Source organism: Streptomyces sp. NPDC012508, from assembly GCF_042902595.1.
Taxonomy (GTDB): domain Bacteria; phylum Actinomycetota; class Actinomycetes; order Streptomycetales; family Streptomycetaceae; genus Streptomyces.
On the sequence record NZ_JBIBEO010000001.1, the window covers coordinates 124,081 to 145,212 of the forward strand.

Annotated in this window: 8 protein-coding genes; 4 read left to right on the forward strand and 4 right to left on the reverse strand. The window is 73.1% G+C overall.

Annotated features, from left to right (window positions below; genetic code table 11):
- The 3 genes from ACFY8U_RS00445 (at position 1) to ACFY8U_RS00455 (ending at position 4,252) form a co-directional block, all read left to right on the forward strand.
- Entirely contained in the window at positions 1–2,202 is a 2,202-nt protein-coding gene (locus tag ACFY8U_RS00445; protein ID WP_389563699.1) for an OmpL47-type beta-barrel domain-containing protein, read from the forward strand.
- Between the two features lie 218 nt (positions 2,203–2,420).
- Complete coding sequence (locus ACFY8U_RS00450; protein ID WP_389563702.1) at positions 2,421–2,960, forward strand: ArsR/SmtB family transcription factor; 540 nt, start codon at positions 2,421–2,423, stop codon at positions 2,958–2,960.
- Between the two features lie 17 nt (positions 2,961–2,977).
- Positions 2,978–4,252 (forward strand): MFS transporter, encoded by a 1,275-nt coding sequence (locus ACFY8U_RS00455; RefSeq protein WP_389563705.1) that lies wholly within the window; start codon positions 2,978–2,980, stop codon positions 4,250–4,252.
- Between the two features lie 189 nt (positions 4,253–4,441).
- On the opposite strand, the gene ACFY8U_RS00460 is transcribed toward ACFY8U_RS00455, so the two are convergent.
- The 4 genes from ACFY8U_RS00460 to ACFY8U_RS00475 all read right to left on the reverse strand — a co-directional run bounded on the left by ACFY8U_RS00460 (position 4,442) and on the right by ACFY8U_RS00475 (position 8,375).
- Positions 4,442–6,244, reverse strand: coding sequence for a SpoIIE family protein phosphatase (locus tag ACFY8U_RS00460; protein ID WP_389563707.1), 1,803 nt, complete (start codon positions 6,242–6,244; stop codon positions 4,442–4,444).
- Positions 6,245–6,392: 148 nt separating this feature from the next.
- Entirely contained in the window at positions 6,393–6,908 is a 516-nt protein-coding gene (locus tag ACFY8U_RS00465; protein ID WP_389563710.1) for a DinB family protein, read from the reverse strand.
- A gap of 169 nt (positions 6,909–7,077) precedes the next feature.
- The gene (locus ACFY8U_RS00470; RefSeq protein WP_389563712.1) at positions 7,078–7,626 is read right to left on the reverse strand and encodes a GNAT family N-acetyltransferase; all 549 of its coding nucleotides are present in this window, start codon (positions 7,624–7,626) and stop codon (positions 7,078–7,080) included.
- An 83-nt stretch (positions 7,627–7,709) separates the two neighbouring features.
- Positions 7,710–8,375: a class I SAM-dependent methyltransferase gene (locus tag ACFY8U_RS00475; RefSeq protein WP_389563714.1), complete on the reverse strand. Its 666-nt coding sequence runs from the start codon at positions 8,373–8,375 to the stop codon at positions 7,710–7,712.
- Positions 8,376–8,552: 177 nt separating this feature from the next.
- Between ACFY8U_RS00475 and ACFY8U_RS00480 the strand changes: the two genes are divergently transcribed.
- The gene (locus ACFY8U_RS00480) at positions 8,553–21,029 is read left to right on the forward strand and encodes an amino acid adenylation domain-containing protein (protein WP_389563717.1); all 12,477 of its coding nucleotides are present in this window, start codon (positions 8,553–8,555) and stop codon (positions 21,027–21,029) included.
- Positions 21,030–21,132 lie beyond the last annotated feature (103 nt).

Sequence of the window (21,132 nt, forward strand, 5' to 3'; positions counted from 1 at the left end):
ATGAGACACAGAGGCGGGAGGCCGTGGGCGGCGCTGCTGGCCGCCGTGGCGATGATCGTGGGGCTGACCTCGGCATCCGCGTACGGCAGGAGCGACGACGGACGGCGGTCCGCCGCCGCGCAGGTGCTCACCTGGAAGGCGGGCGACCCGATCGACCGCTATCTGGAGTTCCCCACCACGGCGGTGGCCGGCCCGACGACCATCGTGTTCGAGAACAGCACGGCCACCGGCAACACGACCGGCATGCCGCACACCCTCACGTTCGACGTCTCCGACCCCGAGTACAACAACGACGTCCCGCTCAACATCCTGGCCAACCCGAGCGACGCGAACGGCGGCCGGCACACGGCCGAGGTGACGCTGACCCCGGGCCGGTACCTCTTCAAGTGCACGATCCCCGGGCACGGTCAGATGCAGGGCATCCTCACCGTCACCGAGGGCGGCGGGGAGGACACCACGGCGCCGGAGACCAGCGCGAAGGTGGAGGGTGACCGCAACGCCGACGGCGCGTACGTCGGCCAGGCGACGGTCACACTCGGCGCGACGGACGCCGGGTCGGGCGTCGACAAGGTCGAGTACGCGGTCGGTGCCGACGGCCCGTGGCAGCCGTACACCGTCCCGGTCGTCGTCGACCAGGTCGGCGCGCACGCGATCCGTTACCGGGCGAGCGACAAGGCGGGCAACACGGCCGCCGAGAAGACCGCCGCGTTCACGGTCGTCGCGCCGCCCACCGACGACACGACGGCGCCGGAGACCTCGGCGACCGTGACCGGAGAACTGGACGGCCAGGGCCGCTACCTCGACATGGCCACGGTGACGGTGACCGCGTCCGACACCGGTTCGGGCGTCAACACCATCGAGTACGCGATCGGCGACGGCGCCTGGCAGCCGTACACCGCCCCTGTGATGGTGCACGAGGCGGGCACCCACACTGTCCGCTACAAGGCGAGCGACAAGGCCGGCAACGCGGCCGCCGAGAAGTCCGTCGACTTCACGGTCGTGACGCAGCCCGATCCCGACACCACCGCCCCCGAGGCGTCCGCCACGGTCGCGGGCGTGCGCAACTCGGACGGCGCGTACATCACCAGCGCCACGGTCACGCTCTCGGCGACCGACGCGGACTCGGGCGTCGACCGCATCGAGTACTCGCTCGACGGCGGCCCGTACCTCGCGTACACCACGCCGGTGATCGTCGATCGCGTCGGACACCACACCGTCCTGTACCGGGCGACGGACAAGGCGGGCAACACCTCCACGGCCAGGAGCACGGCCTTCACCGTCGCCGAGGGCGGCGGGGTACCGGCTCCCGACTGTCCTGAGTTCGACGAGCGGTCGACCGTCATCGTCGGGACCGTCGACACCGGCGTCCCGAACCGTATGACGAACAGCCGTTGCACCGTCAACGAACTCATCGAGGACGAGAAGGACTGGTCCTCGCACGCGCTCTTCCTCAAGCACGTGGACACCGTGATCGACCGGCTGCTCGCCGACGGCGTCATCGACACCCGCGAGCACCGGAAGATCTACCGCGCCGCCAAGCAGTCGGGCATCGGCAAGCCGGGCCAGACCGAGGGCTACCGCGACCTGTTCGACGGCACCGCCGCGAGCTTCTCGAAGTGGCAGCACGTCGGCGGCGGCACGTTCGCGCTGAGCGCGGACGGGGCCATGACCAGCAGCACCACCGTGCCGGGCATGGGCATGCTGTGGTTCCCGCAGCGGCAGTACGGCGACTTCTCGCTCAAGCTCCAGTGGCGCGACGACGCCCCCGGCGCCGGCAACGCCAATGGCGGTGTCTTCGTGCGCTTCCCCTACGTCCACGACAACCCGGAGGAGACCCGACCGGAGTGGGTCGCGATCAAGTACGGCCATGAGATCCAGGTCCTCGACCGCCCCGACGGCGACATGTACAAGACGGGCTCGGTCTACGGCTTCGACCGCGTGGGCCTCGCCGGTGCCGGGGTGACGCCCAAGGGCACGTGGAACGACTACGAGATCCGTGTCGAGGGCCAGCACTACTCGGTCTTCCGCAACGGCAAGCTGATCAACGAGTTCGACAACACCGGTGGCCAGGTCTTCCAGCCACCGCGTGGCGACGACCCGGGCACGGACGGCCGGCGCTACGCCTCGGGTTACATCGGCCTCCAGGTCCACGGGACGACGGACGTCATCTCGTACCGCAACATCCGGGTGAAGGAGCTGTAGCCGCTCCGGCCCGGTACGGGCCCCTCTCCCCCACGGCGGGGATGAGGGGCCCTTGCCGTGCCGCGGTGCGAGTAGTTGAGGAAGGTTTTTGACAGTTCGCCCGATCGGCGGCACGGTGGGGGGCTTTGTCGGAGGGTCTCGCGCGCCGGACAGCAGATTCTGGAAGTCCGTGCCCAATCCCCTTGAGTAATGGTCAAGAATCGTTGACCATTACTCCCATGCCTACCGACGATCTTCCCGAGACGTTTCACGTCACCACTGACGAGCAGCTGCGCGCCGTCTCCAATCTCACGCGCCACCGGATCATGGCCGTGCTCCGCTTCGAGCCGGCGACGATTACGCAGATCGCCGAGCGGGTGGGCCTTGCGAAGGGGAGTTCCAGCTATCACGTGCGGCTGCTGGAGCGGGCCGGCCTGGTGAAGGTCGTACGGACACGGAAGGTGCGGGGGGTCACCGAGCGCTACTACGCGATGGCCGCGCGGACGATCGCGCTGCCGGATCCGGGCGAAGGAGGGCCGGATGTGCTGATGCGGCATGCGGTGGCCGACCTGGAGGCGTCGCCGGCGGACGGCGAGCGGCACGTGCGGATGACGCATCTGCGGCTCACCGAGGAGCAGTTCGCGGAGCTGGGGGCGCGGCTGCAGGCACTGGCGGACGAGTACCGGGAGCTGTCCGATCCGTCGCTGCCGGACGCGTCACTCGTCTTCGCACTGTTCCACCCGGCATCGCGCGAGCAGGCCGAGGGGAGCGCCAAGTGACTTCAGGTGTTCGGAAGTTGCCGACCGGGTTCGGACGGCTGTGGACTGCGCAGACGGTGTCCTCGCTCGGTGACGGGGTGTCGCATGCCGCGCTGCCGCTGCTCGCGTTGACGTTGACGCGGGATCCGATGGCGCTCGCCGCCGTCACGGCCGCCGGGACGCTGCCGTGGCTGCTCTTCGGGGTGCTCGGCGGCGCGCTGGTGGATCGCTGGGACCGTCGGCGCACGATGTGGGTCGCGGACGCGGCGCGTGCGCTGCTGCTCGCGATACCGGCGGCGGCTGCCGCGCTCGACGTGCTGAGCATTTCGCTGCTCGCGGCCGTCGCTTTCCTGCTCGGCCTCGGTGGACTCTTCTTCGACACGGCCGCCACGGCCTATCTGCCGGATCTGCTCGGCCGCGACCCCGCACTCCTGGAGCGAGCCAACTCGCGCTTGCGCGGAGCCCAGACCGCCATGTCCGGCTTCGCGGGGCCGCCTGCGGGCAGTGCGCTGCTCGCGCTCGGGCGTGCGGTTCCGCTGCTCGCCGACGCGGTGTCGTTCATGCTCTCCGCACTGCTCGTACGTACGCTGCCCGCCATGCCCCGGCCCGTGCCGGAGGTCCGCGAGTCGCTGCTTCGGCAGGCGCGAGCCGGGGCCTCGTACGTCTTCCGGGACCGCTTGCTGCTCGGGCTCGCGCTCCGCCCGGCGGTCGGGAACGTCGCCTTCCTCGCTGTGGAGACCGTCCTCGCCCTCTTCGCGCACGACCGCCTCGGCATCGACACCTACGGCTTCGGCCTGCTTCTCACAGCGGAGGCCACCGGTGGCCTGCTCGGTGCGGGCATCGCCTCCTCCCTTGGCCGACGACTCGGCACCGGCACCGCACTGACCTGCACAGCCGCCGTCGAAGGGCTTGCCATCCTGGGCCTGGCCGCTGCCCCGAACCCGTACGTCGCCGGGCTGGCGCTCGCCGTCTGCGGGGCCGGCATGGGCGCCACGATGGTGCTCGCGCCCTCCCTCCGACAGTCGATCGTCCCTGCCCACCTGATGGGCCGGGTCGCCTCCACCTCCCGCATGCTGGCCATGTGCGCCGCCCCCATCGGGGCCTTTCTCGGCGGCTGGCTGGCCACCACCTACGACATCCGCACCCCGCTCTACGCCGCCGCCGGTCTCCTCCTGGCGATGACGGCCGTCACAGCATCCATGACCAGCAACCGCCGGGTCGAAGCGGCGCTGCGTGCCGCCGCCCCGGCCGGCGGTCCGGATCACCGGACGTCCAAGGATCCCGCCGAGGAGAGTGCACCCGACTTGTCGTGACGCCGGGGCGATCCCGGGGAGCATGGCCTCGGTGGTGGTCTTCAGCCAGGTCAGGAACTCCGGTGCGCCCACCGCGCCGAGTCTGTCCACGCTCAACCGGGCACGTCCCGCACCTTCGGGGACGACGGTCTGGCTGACCATGATCATCTCGGCAGTATTCTCTGTACCGCAACTGCTCACGCCCGGTGCTCAGGAGGGCAGGTTCTGCTCCGCCCAGACCACCTTGCCGGTCACGGTCCGGCACGAGCCCCACCGGCGGCACAGCATGTTGATCAGCTGGAGACCCCGGCCGCCCTCGTCGCTGAGGTCCGCGTGCTGGATCTGCGGCAGGTCCGGGCCCGTGTCCGAGACCTCCACGACGAGCCGTTCACCGCGCAGGAGCCGGAGCCGGCCGGGCCCGTTGCCGTAGCGCAGGGCGTTGCCCACGAGTTCGGAGACGACGAGTTCACAGACGTCGGCGAGCTCCGCCAGATCCCAGGCCGCGAGCTGCTCCGTGACCAGGCCCCGGGCGACGGAAGCGGCGCGCCCTTCCTGCGGCAGCTGCCATTCGCGCATGTCGTCGGGGGTGCGGGCGGCGGTCGTCGCGACGAGGAGCACGGCCTCGTCGAATCGGGGCGCGTCGGCAGGGGCACATCCGATCAGGTCACCCCGTTCGAGGGCCTCGGGAGGCAGGCCACGGGCCGCCGCCCGCAGGCGCTCCAGCTGATGGTCCAGGTCGGTGTGGCGGGACTTCACGAAGCCGTCGGTGTACATGACCAGGTGGCCGCCCGCCGGGACCTTCAGCACGATGGGGTCGTACGGGATCACTCCCGCGCCGAGCGGCGCGCCGATCGGTACGTCCACGAACTCGGCGGAGCCCTGTGCGTCGAGGAGCAGCGGGGGCAGATGCCCGGCGCTCGCGAGGGTGTACGTGTCGTCGGCCGGATCGAAGACCGCGCAGAGGAAGGTGGCGACCTGCTCGTCCTCCAGGTCGCGCGTGGCGAGGTCGAGGCGGGCCAGCACGCGTTCCGGAGCCATGTCGAGGGTCATCAGGGTGCGGGCGACCGCCCGCAGGCGCCCCATGGTGGCGGCGGCGGGGAGCCCGTGGCCCATGACGTCGCCCACCATGAGGGCCGTACGTCCTCCGGGCAGTGCCATGACGTCGTACCAGTCCCCGCCGACGCCGTGGTGGGCCGTCGCGGGGGCGTACTCGGCGTGGACGCGCAGCCCCGGTGTCACGGGGGTCGCGCGCGGCAGCAGCGTGCGCTGCAACGTGACGACGTGCTCGCGCTCACGCCCGTACAGCCGGGCGTTGTCGATGTAGACGGCGGCCTGGGAGGCCAGCTGCTCCGCCAGTGCGAGGTCCGTGGAGGAGAACGGGGGCGTTCCGCGGCCGCGTACGAAGTCGGCGCTGCCGAGCAGAAGGCCGCGGGCGATCAGCGGTACGGCGAGGTAGCTGTGCACTCCCGCGGCGCGCATCTTCGCGGCGGCGCTCGCCGTCGGAGCGACCTTGGCGAAGTCGTCGTCCCTCATACGGCTCACCAGCACCGGCCTGCCTTGGCGCAGGCAGTACCGGTGCAGCAGCGTCTCGTGGGCCTGCTCGGTCCGGACGAAGGTTTCGCCCACCGGGGTGGGTTCCAGGGAGGACAGCGACTCGACGGCGGACAGCGCGGTGGCCCGCATGAGCGGAACGCCCGTACCCGTCCACCGCGAGCCCTCCTCGCCCCGCAGGACACTCTCCAGGATGTCGACGGCGGCCCCGTCGGCGAAGCCCGGCACGGTGAACTCGGCGAGCTCCTGGGCGGTGCGCTCCAGGTCCAGGGTGGTGCCGATCCTGGAACCGGCGGAATTCAGCCAGGCGAGCCGGCCGCGCGTGGTGATCCGGTCGAGGGGGACCTCGCCCACGCTCCGGCTGCCGACCCGCCCGCGGGCACCGGCCGAACGGTGCACCGAGGCGCCCTGTCCGGCTGAGGCGCGGATGGTGAGGCGCCGTCTCCCGTTGCCACCGTTCACTCTTTCGGCCTCCAGACAGGAACTCGACCGCTGCTGGTGCACATCATGCACCGGGCTCCGCCTCGCGGCCGATCGGGTCGCGATGAGCGGCCGGTCGGCCTGGGCGGCGCGGAGCCCTGCGGGAGGTCGGCGCCGGCCGGTACGGCGGCTAGACGCCGGTCCGTCCGTCGACGAGCTCACGCACGATGTCGAGGTGGCCGTTGTGGCGGGAGGTCTCTTCGATGAGGTGGAGGATCACCCAGCGGAGGTCCACATGGCGGCCGCCGCTGATGGGGCGCTTGGCCGTCGCGTTCAGATCGAGGTCGGAGACCAGACGGCGATACCGGTCACTCTGCTCCTCGTACTCGGCGAGAAGCCGGGGCAGCGGGATGTCGACCGCGATCCGCATCTCGGGGTCGGGGTCGTCGTCGGTCGCCTCCGTGAGCGGCCCGACGTGTTCCTCCCCGAGGAAGACCACCTGCATCCAGTAGTACTCGACCCAGCGCAGATGGTTGATCAGGCCGCACATCGTCATCAGCGGCGAGCCCGGGAGGGGGGCCTTGCGGGCGTCTTCCGCGGTCACGTCCTCACATTTGGCGCGCGCCGTGTCACGGGCGTAGTCGAGGAAGGTGGTCAGCTGCGTGCGCTCGTCCCAGGCGGGAGGCGTATCGGTTCGTCGAGTCATCGCGGGAAGTGTGCCGCAGCGCGGGGAGGGTGTCGAGAGAATAGTGTCCTCGCCCTCCACCGGCAGGAGCCCAGGTCGTGGCACCAGAACTCCCCCCGCCCGTGCGGTCTTTCCTCTGCTACGGACCGCCCGGGACGATCACGATGTCCTCGGAGGGGTCGCCGAGCTGCTACTGGGTCCGTATCGCGCCGGCCGGGACCTCGAAGACGATGTCGAGCCCGTCGCGCTCGTTCCCGCGCTCGCCGACACGGGTGAATCCGAAGCCGGCGATGGTGGCCAGGGAGGCGGTGTTGTCGGACCGGATGGTGGCCCGCACGGTCCTGACACCGGGTTCGGCGGCGGCCCTGACGAGCAGCGCCTTCAGCATGGCGCGGGCATAGCCCTGGCGGCGGTACGCGGGTGCGACGGTGTAGCCGACCTCGACCACTCCGGCCTCGTCCGGCGGCCCGTGGAACCCGGCGTCGCCGACGACGGTACCGTCCGGCTCGGACACCGCGGCCCGCGCGATCCAGGGCGCGGCAGAGGGGTCCTTGGCGAGCTGGTCCGCGCGATAGCCGAAGATCCAGCGGGAGCGGTCGCTGACGAAGTACTCGTCAAGGGCGACACCGGCCTCCGCGCTGCCGCCGGCGAGATCACCGTCGGCGAGCGCGCGCAGGGCCGTGGCGCTGAGCTCGACGAAGCGGATGTGTCGGGGGCTGGAGAAAGATTCGCTGTTCATCGCCGAGATGCTCACCCGGCGCGGGGCGCGTGTCCACCGCTTTACGTCCTCGGCGGTCAGGGAGCCGCGCCCGTCGGCCCGCGTCAGGCACCGGCCTCTGCCTTGGCCTTGCGGGCGAGCAGGTGAACCTCCTGGAACTGCCGTCGGTCTGTGGGCCGAGGCTCACGGACCATCCGGGCCACCTCGGCGAGCCCGGACGTGCGCAGCATCTCGGCGAGGCGGTCCGGGCACCATCGATAGGCCGGCGCGACAGCGTGATCGAAGACCTGCGTCGTGTCGGACGGAACGTCGCTCGCCCAGAAGCCGACCAGCAGATGGCCGCCGGGCGCCAGCACGCGGTGGAACTCTGCCAAGACGGGGGCGAGTTCCCGCGGCGGGGTGTGAATGATGGACCAGCGGGAGAGTACGCCGCCCAGCACGCCGTCGGCGATGTCCAGGGCGGCCATCGAGCCCACGTCGAACCGCAGGCTCGGATAGGCCTCTCGGGCCAGCTTGATCATCGCAGGAGCGGCATCGACACCGAACGCCTCCAGCCCCAGCCCGTCCAGGTGTGCGGTGACGTGGCCGGGCCCGCACCCCAGGTCCGCGACCCGGCCGTCCCCACTCGCCCGTACGACCTCGGCGAAGGCCCCCAACATCGCACGGTCCAGGGGGCTGTCCCGCAGCGAGTCGCGGAACAGGCTCGCGTAGGTAGGGGCAGCGGCGTCGTAGGCCTCACGGGTGGCGGTGAGGGCATCGTGTTCGACCATGCCGGCGACAGTAGCTCCTGGCGCTGACATGAGCCGAAGGACGTCGTCGGACCCTGCCTCCGGGCCGGGACGTGAATCAGTCATCATTGCCGCAGACCAGACCGGACCGGGGGCGGGCGGTCGTTCCCGCGCGCCGCGTGGGGCGGCCCGTCGCCGGGCAGATCCACGGGGGCGTTCATGCGGGGCGACAGCGACAAGGTGCTGCTGGATGTGCTGGCCGGCGCGGCCGAAGCCGCGCCCGACCAGGGGATCGTCCATGTGCACGGCGACGGCGGCGACCGCACCGTCACCCATCGCGCGCTGCTCGCCGACGCGCTGTGTGTCGCGGGAGGGTTTCTCGCCACGGGTCTCGCGCCGGGCAGCCCTGTGGTACTGCCGGCGGAGCGGAGCGAGGAGTTCCTGCCGCTGTTCTGGGGGGCCGTCGCCGCCGGGCTCGTACCGGTGCCGCTCGCCCCGGACATACGGCGGGTGCTGCCCGTCTGGAAGTTCCTCGGGCGGCCCCCGGTGGCCCTCGGCCCGTCCACCGCGCCGCTGCTCGACGCGCTGCCCGACTCCGCACGCCCCTTGACGCTCGACGGGCTGCGGAACCACCCCGCTCCGCGCCGGCTGCCGGAGCGGGCGCCGGAGGACGTCGCGTTCCTGCAGTTCTCCTCGGGCAGTACGGGAGCGCCCAAGGGGGTCGAACTGACGCACGCGGCCGTGCTGGCCAACCTGGCGCAGATCCGTGCCGCCGCCGGCATCACTTCCGAGGACGTGCTGGCCACCTGGATGCCGTACTTCCACGACATGGGCCTCATCGGCACGCACCTCGTCCCGCTGTCGGCCCGGATCAAGCAGGTCCGGCTCGAGCCCCTGACGTTCGCCAAGCGGCCCGAGCGGTGGCTGGAGGCGGCGGCCCTGCACGGGGCGACCCTGCTCTCGGCCGCCAACTTCGCCCTGGCCCTCGTCGAACGACGCGTACCGGAGGACACCCTCGCCCGTCTCGACCTCACGCGTGTGCGGATGATCCTGGTCGGCGCGGAGCCGATCTCCCCGGCCGTGTGGCGCGCCTTCGTCCGGCGTATGCGGCCCGCGGGGCTCGCCGCGGACGCGCCCCAGCCGGTGTACGGCCTCGCCGAGGCCACGCTGGCCGTGACCTTCCCGCCGCCCGGCGAGGTGGCGCGTCCGCTCGTCCTGGACCGGGCCGCGCTCAGCCGGGGGCGTGCCGTGGACACCGCGCCCGGGCCGGACGCGGTCGAGCTGATGGACGTGGGCAGCCCCGTGCCCGGGTGCGCCGTACGGATCACGGACGACGAAGGCGAGGCGGTCGAGGACCGTCGCGTCGGCCACATCGAGGTGAGCGGGCCGCAGGTGGCCCGGGGGTACCACCGTGCTCCGGAGGCGACGGCGGGCGCCTTCGTCGACGGGTGGCTGCGCACCGGCGACATGGGTTTCCTGCGCGAGGGGCGGCTCTGCGTGACGGGCCGGTCCAAGGACGTCGTCTTCGTCGACGGCCGTACGTTCCACGCGGCGGATCTGGAGGAGGTGGCCGCGGACACTCCCGGTCTCGGGCGGTGCCCGGTCGCGGTTGTGGGCTCCACCGATCCCGCGGGCGGAGGTGAGCGGGTGGTCGTCTTCCTCGCCCCCGCGCCGCCTCTCGCAGCCGTGTCCCCCACGGTCCTGCGCACGGTGGGGGGCCGGGTCCGCGAGGCCCTGGGGCACGACGACGTCCGGGTGTTGGCGATGCCCGTACGGGGGTTCCCGCGGACGACCAGCGGAAAGGTCCGGCGCGGGGTACTGCGCGAACGCTTCGAGGGCGGGGAGTATCCGGAGATCGCGGGGCGTGGTGCCACCGGGGTGGCGGGAGGCGGATCCGATTCCGCCAGGGCCGCGGTCGCGGCGGCACGGACCGGGACGGCCCCCGCAGAGGAGCAGGATGACACCGCCGCGCGGGACGGTATCGCGCCGTCGCCCGCGCCCCGGTCCCGACGGGCGGTCGAGACCGTCCTGCTCCGCGTCTGGTCGCAGGCGCTCGGGCTGCCGGTGGAGGAGATCGGCGCGCACGACGACTTCCGTGCGCTCGGGGGCTCGTCGCTCAAGGCCATGGAGGTGCTCGCCGCCCTGGAGGACGCGTTCGGCGTGGCGCTGCGCCCGTCCGACATGCGCGACCACGCCACGGTGGCCGCGCTCACCGGGCTGATCCTCACGTCGGAGCGCTCCGACAGCCAGAGTTCGGACGGGTGCTCAGAGCAGGGCGCACGGGCGGACGGACGCCGCTACCCCGCTCACACCGCACCCGAGACGGGACCGGGCCACAACACCGCCGGGCCCGTCGTCGCCGTGACCGGCCTCGCCTGCCGCTTCCCCGGTGCCGACACCCCGGAGGCGTTCTGGGACCGGCTCGTCGAGGGCTACGACGCCGTCACCGGCGTACCGGACGGGCGGTGGCCGGATCCGGCGGACGGCGACGGCCGGTCGGGCGCGTTCCTCGACGAGCCCGCCGGATTCGACGCGGGGTTCTTCGGCATCGGGGAGGACGAGGCCCTGGCCACCGATCCCCAGGCGCGGATCCTTCTGGAGCTTGCGCACGAGGCCCTGGAGCGGGCGGGCTACGCGGGCGCGCGACGGCACGGCCGCCGGGTGGGCGTGTTCGTCGCGGCCGGGGACAACGGCTACCGGCAGGTTCTCGAACAGGCCTACGACGGAGGGGAGTTGCCCGCCGCGGCGCTGACCGGGAACCTGCCCAACATGCTCGCCGCCCGCGTCGCGCACTGTCTGGACCTGACCGGGCCCGCGCTCGCGGTGGACACCGCGTGCTCCTCCGCGCTGGTCGCACTGCACCTGGCGCGCCGCAGCCTCGAGGCCGGTGAGTGCGACGTCGCGGTCGTCGGCGGCGTCCACCTCAATCTGACGCCTACGGCCTACGCGCTGCTCGGGAAGGCGCAGGCACTGTCTCCGACCGGCCGGTGTCACGCGTTCGGCGCGGCGGCCGACGGTTTCGTCCCCGGAGAGGGCGGCGCGGCCCTCGTCCTGACCCGGCTCGACGAGGCGGAGCGGGCCGGTGACCCGGTCCTCGCGGTCCTCCGCGGCACCGCCGTGAACAACGACGGCCGCTCGCTGAGCCTGATGGCCCCCAACCCTCTGACGCAGCGTGAGGTGATCACGCAGGCGTACCGCGACGCGGGCGTCGACCCGGAGAACGTGTCGTACGTGGAGGCGCACGGAACGGGTACGCCGATCGGCGATCCCGTCGAGGTGCGCTCGCTCGCGCACGCGTTTCCGCCGCGCGCCGACGGGCGCCTCCGGCTCCTCGGCTCCGTCAAGACCAACGTCGGACATCTGCTCAATGCCGCCGGCATGCCGAGCCTGGTGAAGGTGGTCCTGGCACTGGGTCATCGACGCCTGACCCCCTCCCCGCTCCAAGGGGCGCCGGCGCCAGGGCTCGACCTGGCCGGTGCCGGTTTCGCCCTGGTGGAGGAGGTACGGGACTGGGAGGAGCCGGGCCCGCTCGTCGCGGGAGTCAACGCGTTCGGCTTCGGCGGCACCAACGCCCATGCCGTACTGGAGGAGGCTCCTGCCCGGCCCGAGGAGCATCGGACGCCGTCGGCCGGTCCTCGGCTGCTCACCCTGTCGGCGCACGGGCCGGACGCGCTGCGCGCCGCCGCTGCCGGACTCGCGGACCACCTGCGAGACCACCCCGACCTCGACGAGGGCGATGTCTGCGCCGCGGTCGCCGCCGCGCGGGACGAGGGGCCCGTCCGTCTCACCGTCGTCGCCGAAGGAGATCTCGCCGCCCGACTCGATGCTCGTCTCGGGGCTCGTCTCGGGGCTCGTGACGATGCCGCTGTCGATTCCCGTCTCGATACCTCTCTCGATACCCGTCTCGATGCCTCTCACGGTTCGTCCGGTGACGACCTGGGCGGTGCAGCCGTACGCTCCCGGGCGCGTCTGGTCCTCCTGCTTCCCGGGCAGGGCGTACGCCCTCACGGTCAGGCTCGCGCCCTGTATGCGGACGCGCCCGCCTTCCGGGAAGCGCTCGACGAGGCGTCCGACCATGTCGGCGTGATCGGCGGGCGCAGCCTCGCCGCCTGGTGCCTCGACCCCGACGTGTCGCCCGGCCTGCTCGCCCGAACCGACCTCGCCCAGCCGCTCCTCGTCGCCTACGGGGTCGCGCTCGCACGGCAGGTGCGGGCCTGGGGGATCACGCCGGACGCGGTCGCCGGACACAGCGTCGGCGAGATCGCCGCCGCGTGCGTCGCCGGGACGGTCTCGCTCGCCGACGCCGTACGGTTCGCCGCCGAACGCGGCCGGCTGATGGCGGAGTTGTGCGCCCCCGGCGCCATGGCGGCGGTGCGCTGCGACGAGGAGACGGTCACCGCCCTGGCGGCCGACGCGCGGGGCGCGCTGAGTGTGGCCGCGGTCAACGGTCCCGACCAGGTCGTCCTGGCCGGCACGGTGGCAGCCGTCGAGCATGCGGTCGCCGAACTGTCCGCCCGTGGGATCGCGGCACGCCGGCTCGCGGTGTCCCGGGCCTTCCACTCGGCCCTGATGGATCCGGCCCTCGCACCGCTCGCCGAAGCCGCCAAGACGATCACGCTCGGGCCATCGGTGACACCTCTGATCAGTACGGTCACCGCGTCGTGGCAGCCCGTCCTCGATGCGGCGTATCTGCGGGCCCATGCCCGGCAGCCGGTCCGCTGGGGCGCGGCGGTGGAGCGCCTGCTCGACGACGGTTACGACACGTTCGTCGAGCTCGGCGCCGACTCCCTCAACGGTCCCGTACGTTCCGTCGCCGCGGCGCACCCGCGCGGAGCCGGAGCGGCCGTGCTCGCCGCCGGGAACAGGGAAGGTGCCCGGGGGCTGCTCGAGACCGTGGGCCGGCTCTGGCAGCGGGGCGTCCCCCTGGACCGTACGGCCATGGATGCCGGCCGCGCCCGGATCTCCGTACCGACGTACCCGTTCCAGCGGCGTCGTTACTGGCCGACCGCCGCCGTCACCCCGCAACCCCGGCCGCTGCTGTACCGGTTCGGGTGGGGAGACGCCCCGCTGACCGTCGGCTCCGGGCCGCGTACCGTCCTCCTGGCAGGGCCGGACTCGCCGCTCGCCCGCGCGTTCGCCGACCGGCTCACGGGGCGAGGTGTCACGGTCCGGCGGCAGGGGGACGCGCCGCCCGACGGCTCGCCGGCACCTGCGGCGGCCGTGCTGCTCGCGGGTCCGGCCGAGGATCCGAACTCCGCCGCCGCGCTGGATGCGGCGCACCGCGCCATGGTGAGCGAACTCCAGGAGCTGCTGCCGCACCTCGCGCACCACCGCCCGCGCGTGCTCGTCGTCACCGAGGACGTCCACGTCACCGGCGCCGGGCCGGAACGCCCTCGCCCCACGCAGGCGGTGCTGACGGGCCTGACCTTGGCGCTGCCCGAGGAGTTGCCGGGCGTCGCCGCTCGCAGCGTCGACCTGTCCTCCTTGGACGGGACCGACGCGCGCCTCGACGCGCTCGACCTCGAACTCGCCGCCCGTCCGGCGCCGTCGGGCGACCAGACGGTCCAGGCCGCCATCGCCTGGCGGGACGGTCGACGCCTCGGCCGGACCGCCGAGCCGGTCGCCACGGACGCTGCCGCGCAGTCGCCGGAGGCAGCGCTGCCGGCGGACGGCGTGTACCTGATCACCGGAGGCACTGGTGGAGTCGGTGGAGCGCTGGCCCGTGATCTGGCGGCACGGGGCCGGCCGACCCTGCTGCTGACCGGCCGCTCGGCCGTGGCGCCGGCCGGGCTGCTCGCCGAACTGCGGGCGCGCGGCGCCACCGTGGCGTACCGCACTGCCGATGTCTCCCGCGAGGCCGACGTCGACGCGCTGCTGGCCGGTCTGCCGCGTCTCGACGTCCTGGTCCACGCGGCCGGGGTGGTCCGGCCCGGCACTCTGCGGGCGAAGACGCCCGATGAGGTGGCCGAGGTGCTGGCCGCCAAGACGCGCGGCACGGCGCTGCTCGCGCGCGGACTCCGCAAGCACGGCCTGCTCCCCTCCCTGTGCGTGGCCTTCTCCTCGGTCGCCTCGGTGCTGCCGGGCCTGGCGGGGGCGATCGGCGACTACGCCGCCGCCAATGCCTACCTCGACGCCTTCGCCGCCGCGGAGCGCGCGGCCGGCCGGCCCTGGCAGTCGGTCAACTTCGCGGCCTTCGCGGAGACGGGGTTGTCTGCCGGAGCGGGACTCGGCGCGGGTGCGGGTGCCGACTCGCAGGCGGGGCGCGGGCCCGCGCCGCTGGAGACCGGTGCGGCGCTGGAGGCTCTGCGGTGGGCCTGCGGCACCGACGCCGCGCAGCTGATGGTCGCCGGCCTGGACCCGGTCGCCGCCCGCCGTACCCCGACCGGCACCGACAGCGTCGTACCCGCGTACCGGAACACCATCCGGCCTCCCGCGCCCGCCCCCTCTCTGGCACGGACGGACCCGGGTTCCAGCCTGTCGGACGTCCTGCGGCAGCTGCTGTCCGAGGCACTCCTCGTGTCCCCGGACGACCTCGGTGACGAGGTACCGCTGCTCGGCCTGGGCCTGGACTCGCTCATGGCCGTCGATCTCGTGAAGCGGCTGGAGAAGGAGCTCGATCGCCCCCTCCCCATCACCTTGTTCTTCGAGCACCGGACTCTGGGGGAACTCGCCCGCCATCTCGGTTCCGAGGCCCTCTCCCCCGCCCAGGACTCCGCAGCACGACCTGCGGTGCAGGAAGCGGCGGCCGAGGACGGCGTCCCCTTCTCCCTGACGCCGGTCCAGCTCGCCTTCCACGCCCAGGGCGGGCTGTACCCGGCCGTCGCCGCCTACGGGTACGTGACTCAGGACGTCCGCGGCCCCCTCGACGCCGGCCTTCTGGGCGTGGCGCTCGGGCGGCTCGCCGACCGCCACCCGATGCTGCGCATACGGATCCACCCCGGGCAGGCGGCGGTGCCCACGCAGGTGGCCGTGGACCCCGTCGGCGACGACCGGGCACCTGACTGGTACGAGGTCCGTGACCTGCCCGGCGTCCGCTCGGTCGATGAGGAGCTGGCGCAGCTGGAAGAGGCCTTGTGCAACCGCCCGTTCGACCTGGCGACCGAGGCCCCCGTCCGCGCCGTGCTCGCCCGCACGGCGGACGCCGACGCCGCCCGTCTCGTACTCGTCGTCCATCATGGCGCCGCCGACGGATTCAGCCTGAACATCCTCGGCGAGGAACTCTGGGCCCTCTACACGGCGCTGTCGCGAGGACGCTCCCCGGAACTCGCGCCACTCACCACGCACTTCGGCACGTACACCGCGTACGAAGCGGCGGAACGGTCGGAGACCGCCCTCGCCGAGGACCGGGCGTACTGGCGTGAGGTGCTCGCCCACCGGGGCGAACCCCTCGCGCTCCCGTACGACGGCGATCCGCTCGCTCTCCCCGAACCCCCGCTCCTCGCCCACCAGGTGGCCCCCGGCGCCGACCTGACGGCCGGGCTTCGGGAGGTGGCCGCCGCACACGAGGTGTCTCTGTTCCACCTCCTGCTCGCCGCCTACGCCCGCTGCCTGTCCCGGTGGGGCGGTGGTCGGGAGGACGTCACCGTCAACGTGGCGCGAGCCCGCCGCGAGACCAGGCTGCCCGGTATCGACCGGCTGGTCGGGCCGCTGGCCGACACCCTGCCGATCCCGATCCACGTGGGACCGGACGACTCGGCGCTCGCGCTCGCGGCACGGCTGCGCGACGCGTGGCCCCAGGCGGAGCGCCACGGCCGGCTCACGAGTCCGGACCTCGCCCGGCTGCTGCCGGCGGACGGGGCCGGTCCGCGTACGGCGGGGCCCGCCTCGTTCAGCTTCGCGCGGTTCCCCGTCTCGCTCGACCCCGAGTGCCCGGTCGAGGTCCGCCCGTCCTCCGCCGGAACGGCCTCCGCCGCCACCCGGCTCAGCCTGCTGTGCTGGGAGTCCGACGGGGCGCTGTCCTTCTCCTGGAACTTCCCGGCTCGGCTCTTCGACCGCGCCACGATCGCCCGGCTGGCCGCCGAGCACCTGGCCGAACTCGTCACGGCGGTGGCCGCCGAGGCAGCCACCGCCGTGTCCCTCCCCGCCGGGCGGGCACCCGTCCCTGCCCGGCGGATGCCCGTCCCTGCCTCGCGGATGCCCGCCCCCGGCACCGTCCATGCCCCGGCACTCGCACACGAGTCGTCGGACATCGTCCCCCGCCTCCTCGCACAGTTCGGCGCGACACCGGACGCGGTGGCCGTCGACTCGGGCGACGGGGGCGTCGTCACGTACGCCGAACTGGACCGGGCGTCCGCTGCACTCGCCGCCCGACTGCGCGCCCACGGCGTCGCCGCCGGCGACCTGGTGGGGCTCCTGACCGAACCGGGCGCCGACGCCGTGGCGGGGGTGGTCGGCATCCTGCGGGCCGGTGCAGGCTGGATTCCGTTGGACGCCGCCCATCCCCCCGCCCGTCTGGCGGACCAGCTGGAGCGGTCCCGTACCCGCGTGCTGGTCTGCCACACGGCGACTCGCCCGGCTGCGACGAAGCTCGCCTCCGACGCCGGCATCACCCTCGTCGCGAACGTCGGACCTTCCTCCGAGCCCGAACCGTGGTCTCCGCGGTCGGACTGCACGGAACGCGCGGACCACATGGACCACACGGGCCACACCGGCCACACGGACCTTCCGGCCCCGGCCCCCGACTCCGTCGCGTACGTGATCTTCACCTCCGGCTCCACCGGACGCCCCAAGGCCGTCCCGATCACCCGTCGTTCGATGAGCAACTACCTCGACTGGGCGCTGGCGACCTTCGGGTACGGCGAGGGTGACCGGCTCGCTCAGACGGCATCGCTCTGCTTCGACGCGTCGGTACGCCAGCTCCTCGCGCCTCTGCTGGTCGGGGCCACGGTGGTCACCCTCCCGCGGCAGCTGCTCCGGGACCCCGAGGCTCTGCTCGACCGGGTCGAGCAGGCCCGGATATCGGTGTGGAGTTCGGTTCCGAGCCTGTGGTCACGGCTGCTCGAGGCCGCGGAGACACGCGTACGGGACGGCGCGCCGACGCCGGACCTGTCGGCCCTGCGCTGGATCCACGTCGGCGGCGAGGCGCTTGCGCCCGCCCATGTGCGCCGCTGGTACGACCTGTTCGGGCCCGGGCACCGGATAGCCAACCTCTACGGGCCCACCGAGGCCACCATCAACGCCACGTTCCACATCATCGACACGCGCCCCGCCGACGACGTCCGGGCGCTGCCCATCGGCACACCCCTCACCGGCACGGAGGTCGACGTGGTGGCGGAGGACGGCCGGCGCTGCGCACCGGGTGAGCCCGGCGAGCTGCTGATCGGGGGCGTCGGCCTCACACCAGGCTATCTGCACCAACCGGAGCTGACCGCCGCCGCGTTCACGGAGCGCGACGGGCGCCGCTGGTACCGCAGCGGGGACCGGGTCCGGCGTGACGAGGACGGCGTCCTCGAGTTCCTCGGGCGGCTCGACGACCAGGTGAAGATCCGCGGTCACCGGGTGGAACTGGGGGAGATCGAGTCGGTGCTGCTGACGCATCCGGCGGTCGCGCGTGCCGCCGTGGTGTACGGGGACGAACGGCTGAGCGCCTTCGTCCAGTGCCGCCCGGGCGCGACGACGCCCGATGCGACGGCTCTGCGCGCCCATCTGGCGCCGTCGCTGCCGGAGTACATGCTCCCGGCCCGGATCCACCTGGTCGACGATCTCCCCCTGACGGGGACCGGGAAGATCGACCGCGGCCGACTCAGGGCACAAGCACCGGCGACGGTGAAGGCGCCTGTGCCGGTGTCTCCGTCCGTCGATGCCATGGCCGCACGGACGCTCCCCGCCACGCCGACCGAGATCCTGCTGGCCCGAGTCTGGTCCGAGCTCCTCGACGGTGACGAAGTCCGTCGCGAGGACGACTTCTTCGCGCTGGGAGGCGACTCCCTCCTCGTCCTCCAGGTGTTCGCGCGACTGCGGGAGGAGATTCCGGTACGGGTCAGGCCCACGGCCGTGTACGCACATCGCACACTGGCCGCACTCGCCGCCGCGATCGACAGCGCGGCCCACGACACCGACGCCGGACCCGTCGGCACGGCGACCGCCCGACCGGCTGACCGACCGACTCACCGACTGGCTGACGGGCCGGCTGACCGACCGGCTGACCGATCGACTGACCGACCGGCCGACGGGGGCGACGTCCCCGCGCACGGCCCTTCGCCGTTCCCCCTCGCCCCCTCACAGCGCGGGTTCCTCCTCGCGGAGGCGATGGCGCCCGGGTCCCACACGGCATGGCTGGCGTGTCTGCGGGTCGACGGCCCGCTGCGACCCGAACTGTTCCAGCGGGCTGTGGACGCCTGCGTCGTACGTCATCCGATGCTGCGGACCGTGTTCCCGGCCGGTGCCCGACCTCCGATGCAGCAGGAACTGCCGCCCACGCTGCGGCTCCCCGTCGACTTCGAGACCCTCCCCGAACCCGGCCTCCTCGCCGACCGGCTCGCCGAGGAACGGGAACGGCGTTTCGAGTCCTGGGCGTGGCCGATGCTGCGTCTGAAGCTGCTCACCCTCGGGCCCGACGAGCACGCCCTCGTCGTCCATGCCCACCACCTCATCGGCGACGGCTACAGCGTGGCGCTGCTCGGCCGGGAGCTGCTCGCCGGCTACGACCGTCTCATACGGGGCGAGTCCGCCGAACTTCCGCCGCTGCGGGGCACCTTCCGGGACCATGTGACCCTGCAGGGACGCGTGACATCCTTCGACGCCCCGGTCAGGGCGCGACTCGCCGCGCCCTATCGGCGCCCGGCGCTCGGGGCCCACGGCGGGGCCGGGACGCCCCACAAGGAACGTGGGGCGCACCCGTACCACTCGGCCGGATTCACCGTGGACGCGAACCAGGTCACGGCCCTGCGCCGGATCGCCACGTCAGCTGGTTCGACGCTCTTCGCCCCGGTCCTCACCGCGTACTACCGGACGCTGGCCGCCGCGACGGGGCAGCAGGACCTGGTCCTCGGCCTTGCCGTGTCCGGCCGCGACGACGCCCAGCCGGACGCCCACCTGGTGTTCGGACCGTACGCCGCCGCCGTACCGGTGCGGCCGGGCCCGCTGCCGGGGGAAGGGACGGACCGTACGTTCGGCGAGGACCTGGGTGCGGTCGTGGCCGAGGCCGAGGCGGCCCGTACGCAGGGAGTGCAGGCGCCCCCGAGCGGCGGCAGGCTGCCGGCCACCGCCCAGTTCTTCTTCACCTTCCTGGACTTCTCGGCCCTCGGGCCGCTGAGCGGCGACACGTTGCGTGTGAGGTGGGACGACTCCGACGCCGTCCTTGCGCCGCCTCCGGTGGGGACGGACACGTTCCTGGCGGTGCGACCGGTCGGAGAGGGGGAGTTGAGGGTGACGCTGCGCGCGTCCGCCGCCGCGTTCCCGGACGAGTCGGCCTTCGCATCGTTCACCGACGCGCTACGGAAGGAGCTGGCCGAGGGCGCGAGCACCGCGGCACGCCCGCGCGTGACGACAGCCCAGCACGGTCCGCAGCCGGTGCCGACGGTCCTGGACTCCGCGCTCGTCGGATACCTTCCGCCGCCGGGTCAGCTCACGGCACTCGCGTCGGAGGGCTCGCTCGGATCGCTCGGCTCGCTCGGCGGATCGGGGGCCGAGGCGGCGGCGCGTGAGCACGTGCGCCGGCTGCTCTTCCCGGAAGGACGTCCGCGACTCGTGGAGGAGATCGACACTTCGCTCGGTCGGTCCGGTTTCGTCTGCCTTCCGCTGTTCGCCGACGAGCTGGCGTCGACGGCCGACCTCGCGGCGCGCACGGCCCGAGCGGTCGAGTACGCGTCTTCCTTGGGCGCACGCTGCGTCTCGCTCGCGGGCATGATCCCGTCTCTCACCGCGTACGGCTTCGAGGTCCTGCGCGAGATGGACACCTCGGCGGCGCTCACGACGGGGCACGCGGCGACCGCGGTGTCCGTGGTCAAGACCGTGCACGCCGCCCTCGCCCGTACGGGCCGCGAACTCGGCGGCCTCGTCGTGGCCGTCGCCGGCCTGGGCTCCATCGGCGGCTCGTCGCTCGAACTGCTCCTGACCCTCGCCCCCGAGCCGCCAGCCCGGCTGCTCCTGTGCGACGTGGCGGGCAGCGCGCCACGCCTGCGGAAGCTGGCGGAAGACCTGGTGACGCGTGGCCTGGCCCGGAACGTCGAGGTCCACGAGTCAGGTTCGACGCTGCCGACCGCGGTGTACGGGGCCGACCTCCTGGTCACTGCCGTGAGCGGGGGCGGCACGGTGCTCGACGTGTCGAGGCTCCGGCCCGGTGCGATCGTCGTCGACGACTCGTTCCCGCACTGCTTCGACACCACGGCGGCCCTGGCCCGCATGCGGGAGGGGCGCGACGTCCTGATCGTCGGCGGCGGCCTGCTGTCCGTCGGCTCGGTGGAACGCCGGACGGCCCCGGGGCTCCCCCAGGCGGTAGCGGAGGGCTACGCGGCACGGTCCTGGCTTCCCGGCACGATCGCCTCATGCCGACTGGAGTCCCTGCTCCATGCGACAGACCCGGAACTCCCCCTGGTCCGCGGCCTGGTGGACGCCAAGCTCGCGCTGGCGCACTGGCAAGGCGTGGAGGCTGCCGGCGTCGAAGCGGGTCCCCTGCATCTGCTCGGCCACGCGGTAGCCACCCAGGACGGCGACCTCGACGGCTTCCCGCCTCCGCCGGCGGTCGGTTCCGTCTAGGTCATCTGTCGAGAGGCGCCCTGCGCGCCGAGGGGCGCGCAGGGGCACGCCCCTCGCTGCACCCTCTGCTCTGGGCGATGCCCTGACCTTCGTTCCCCTCCGC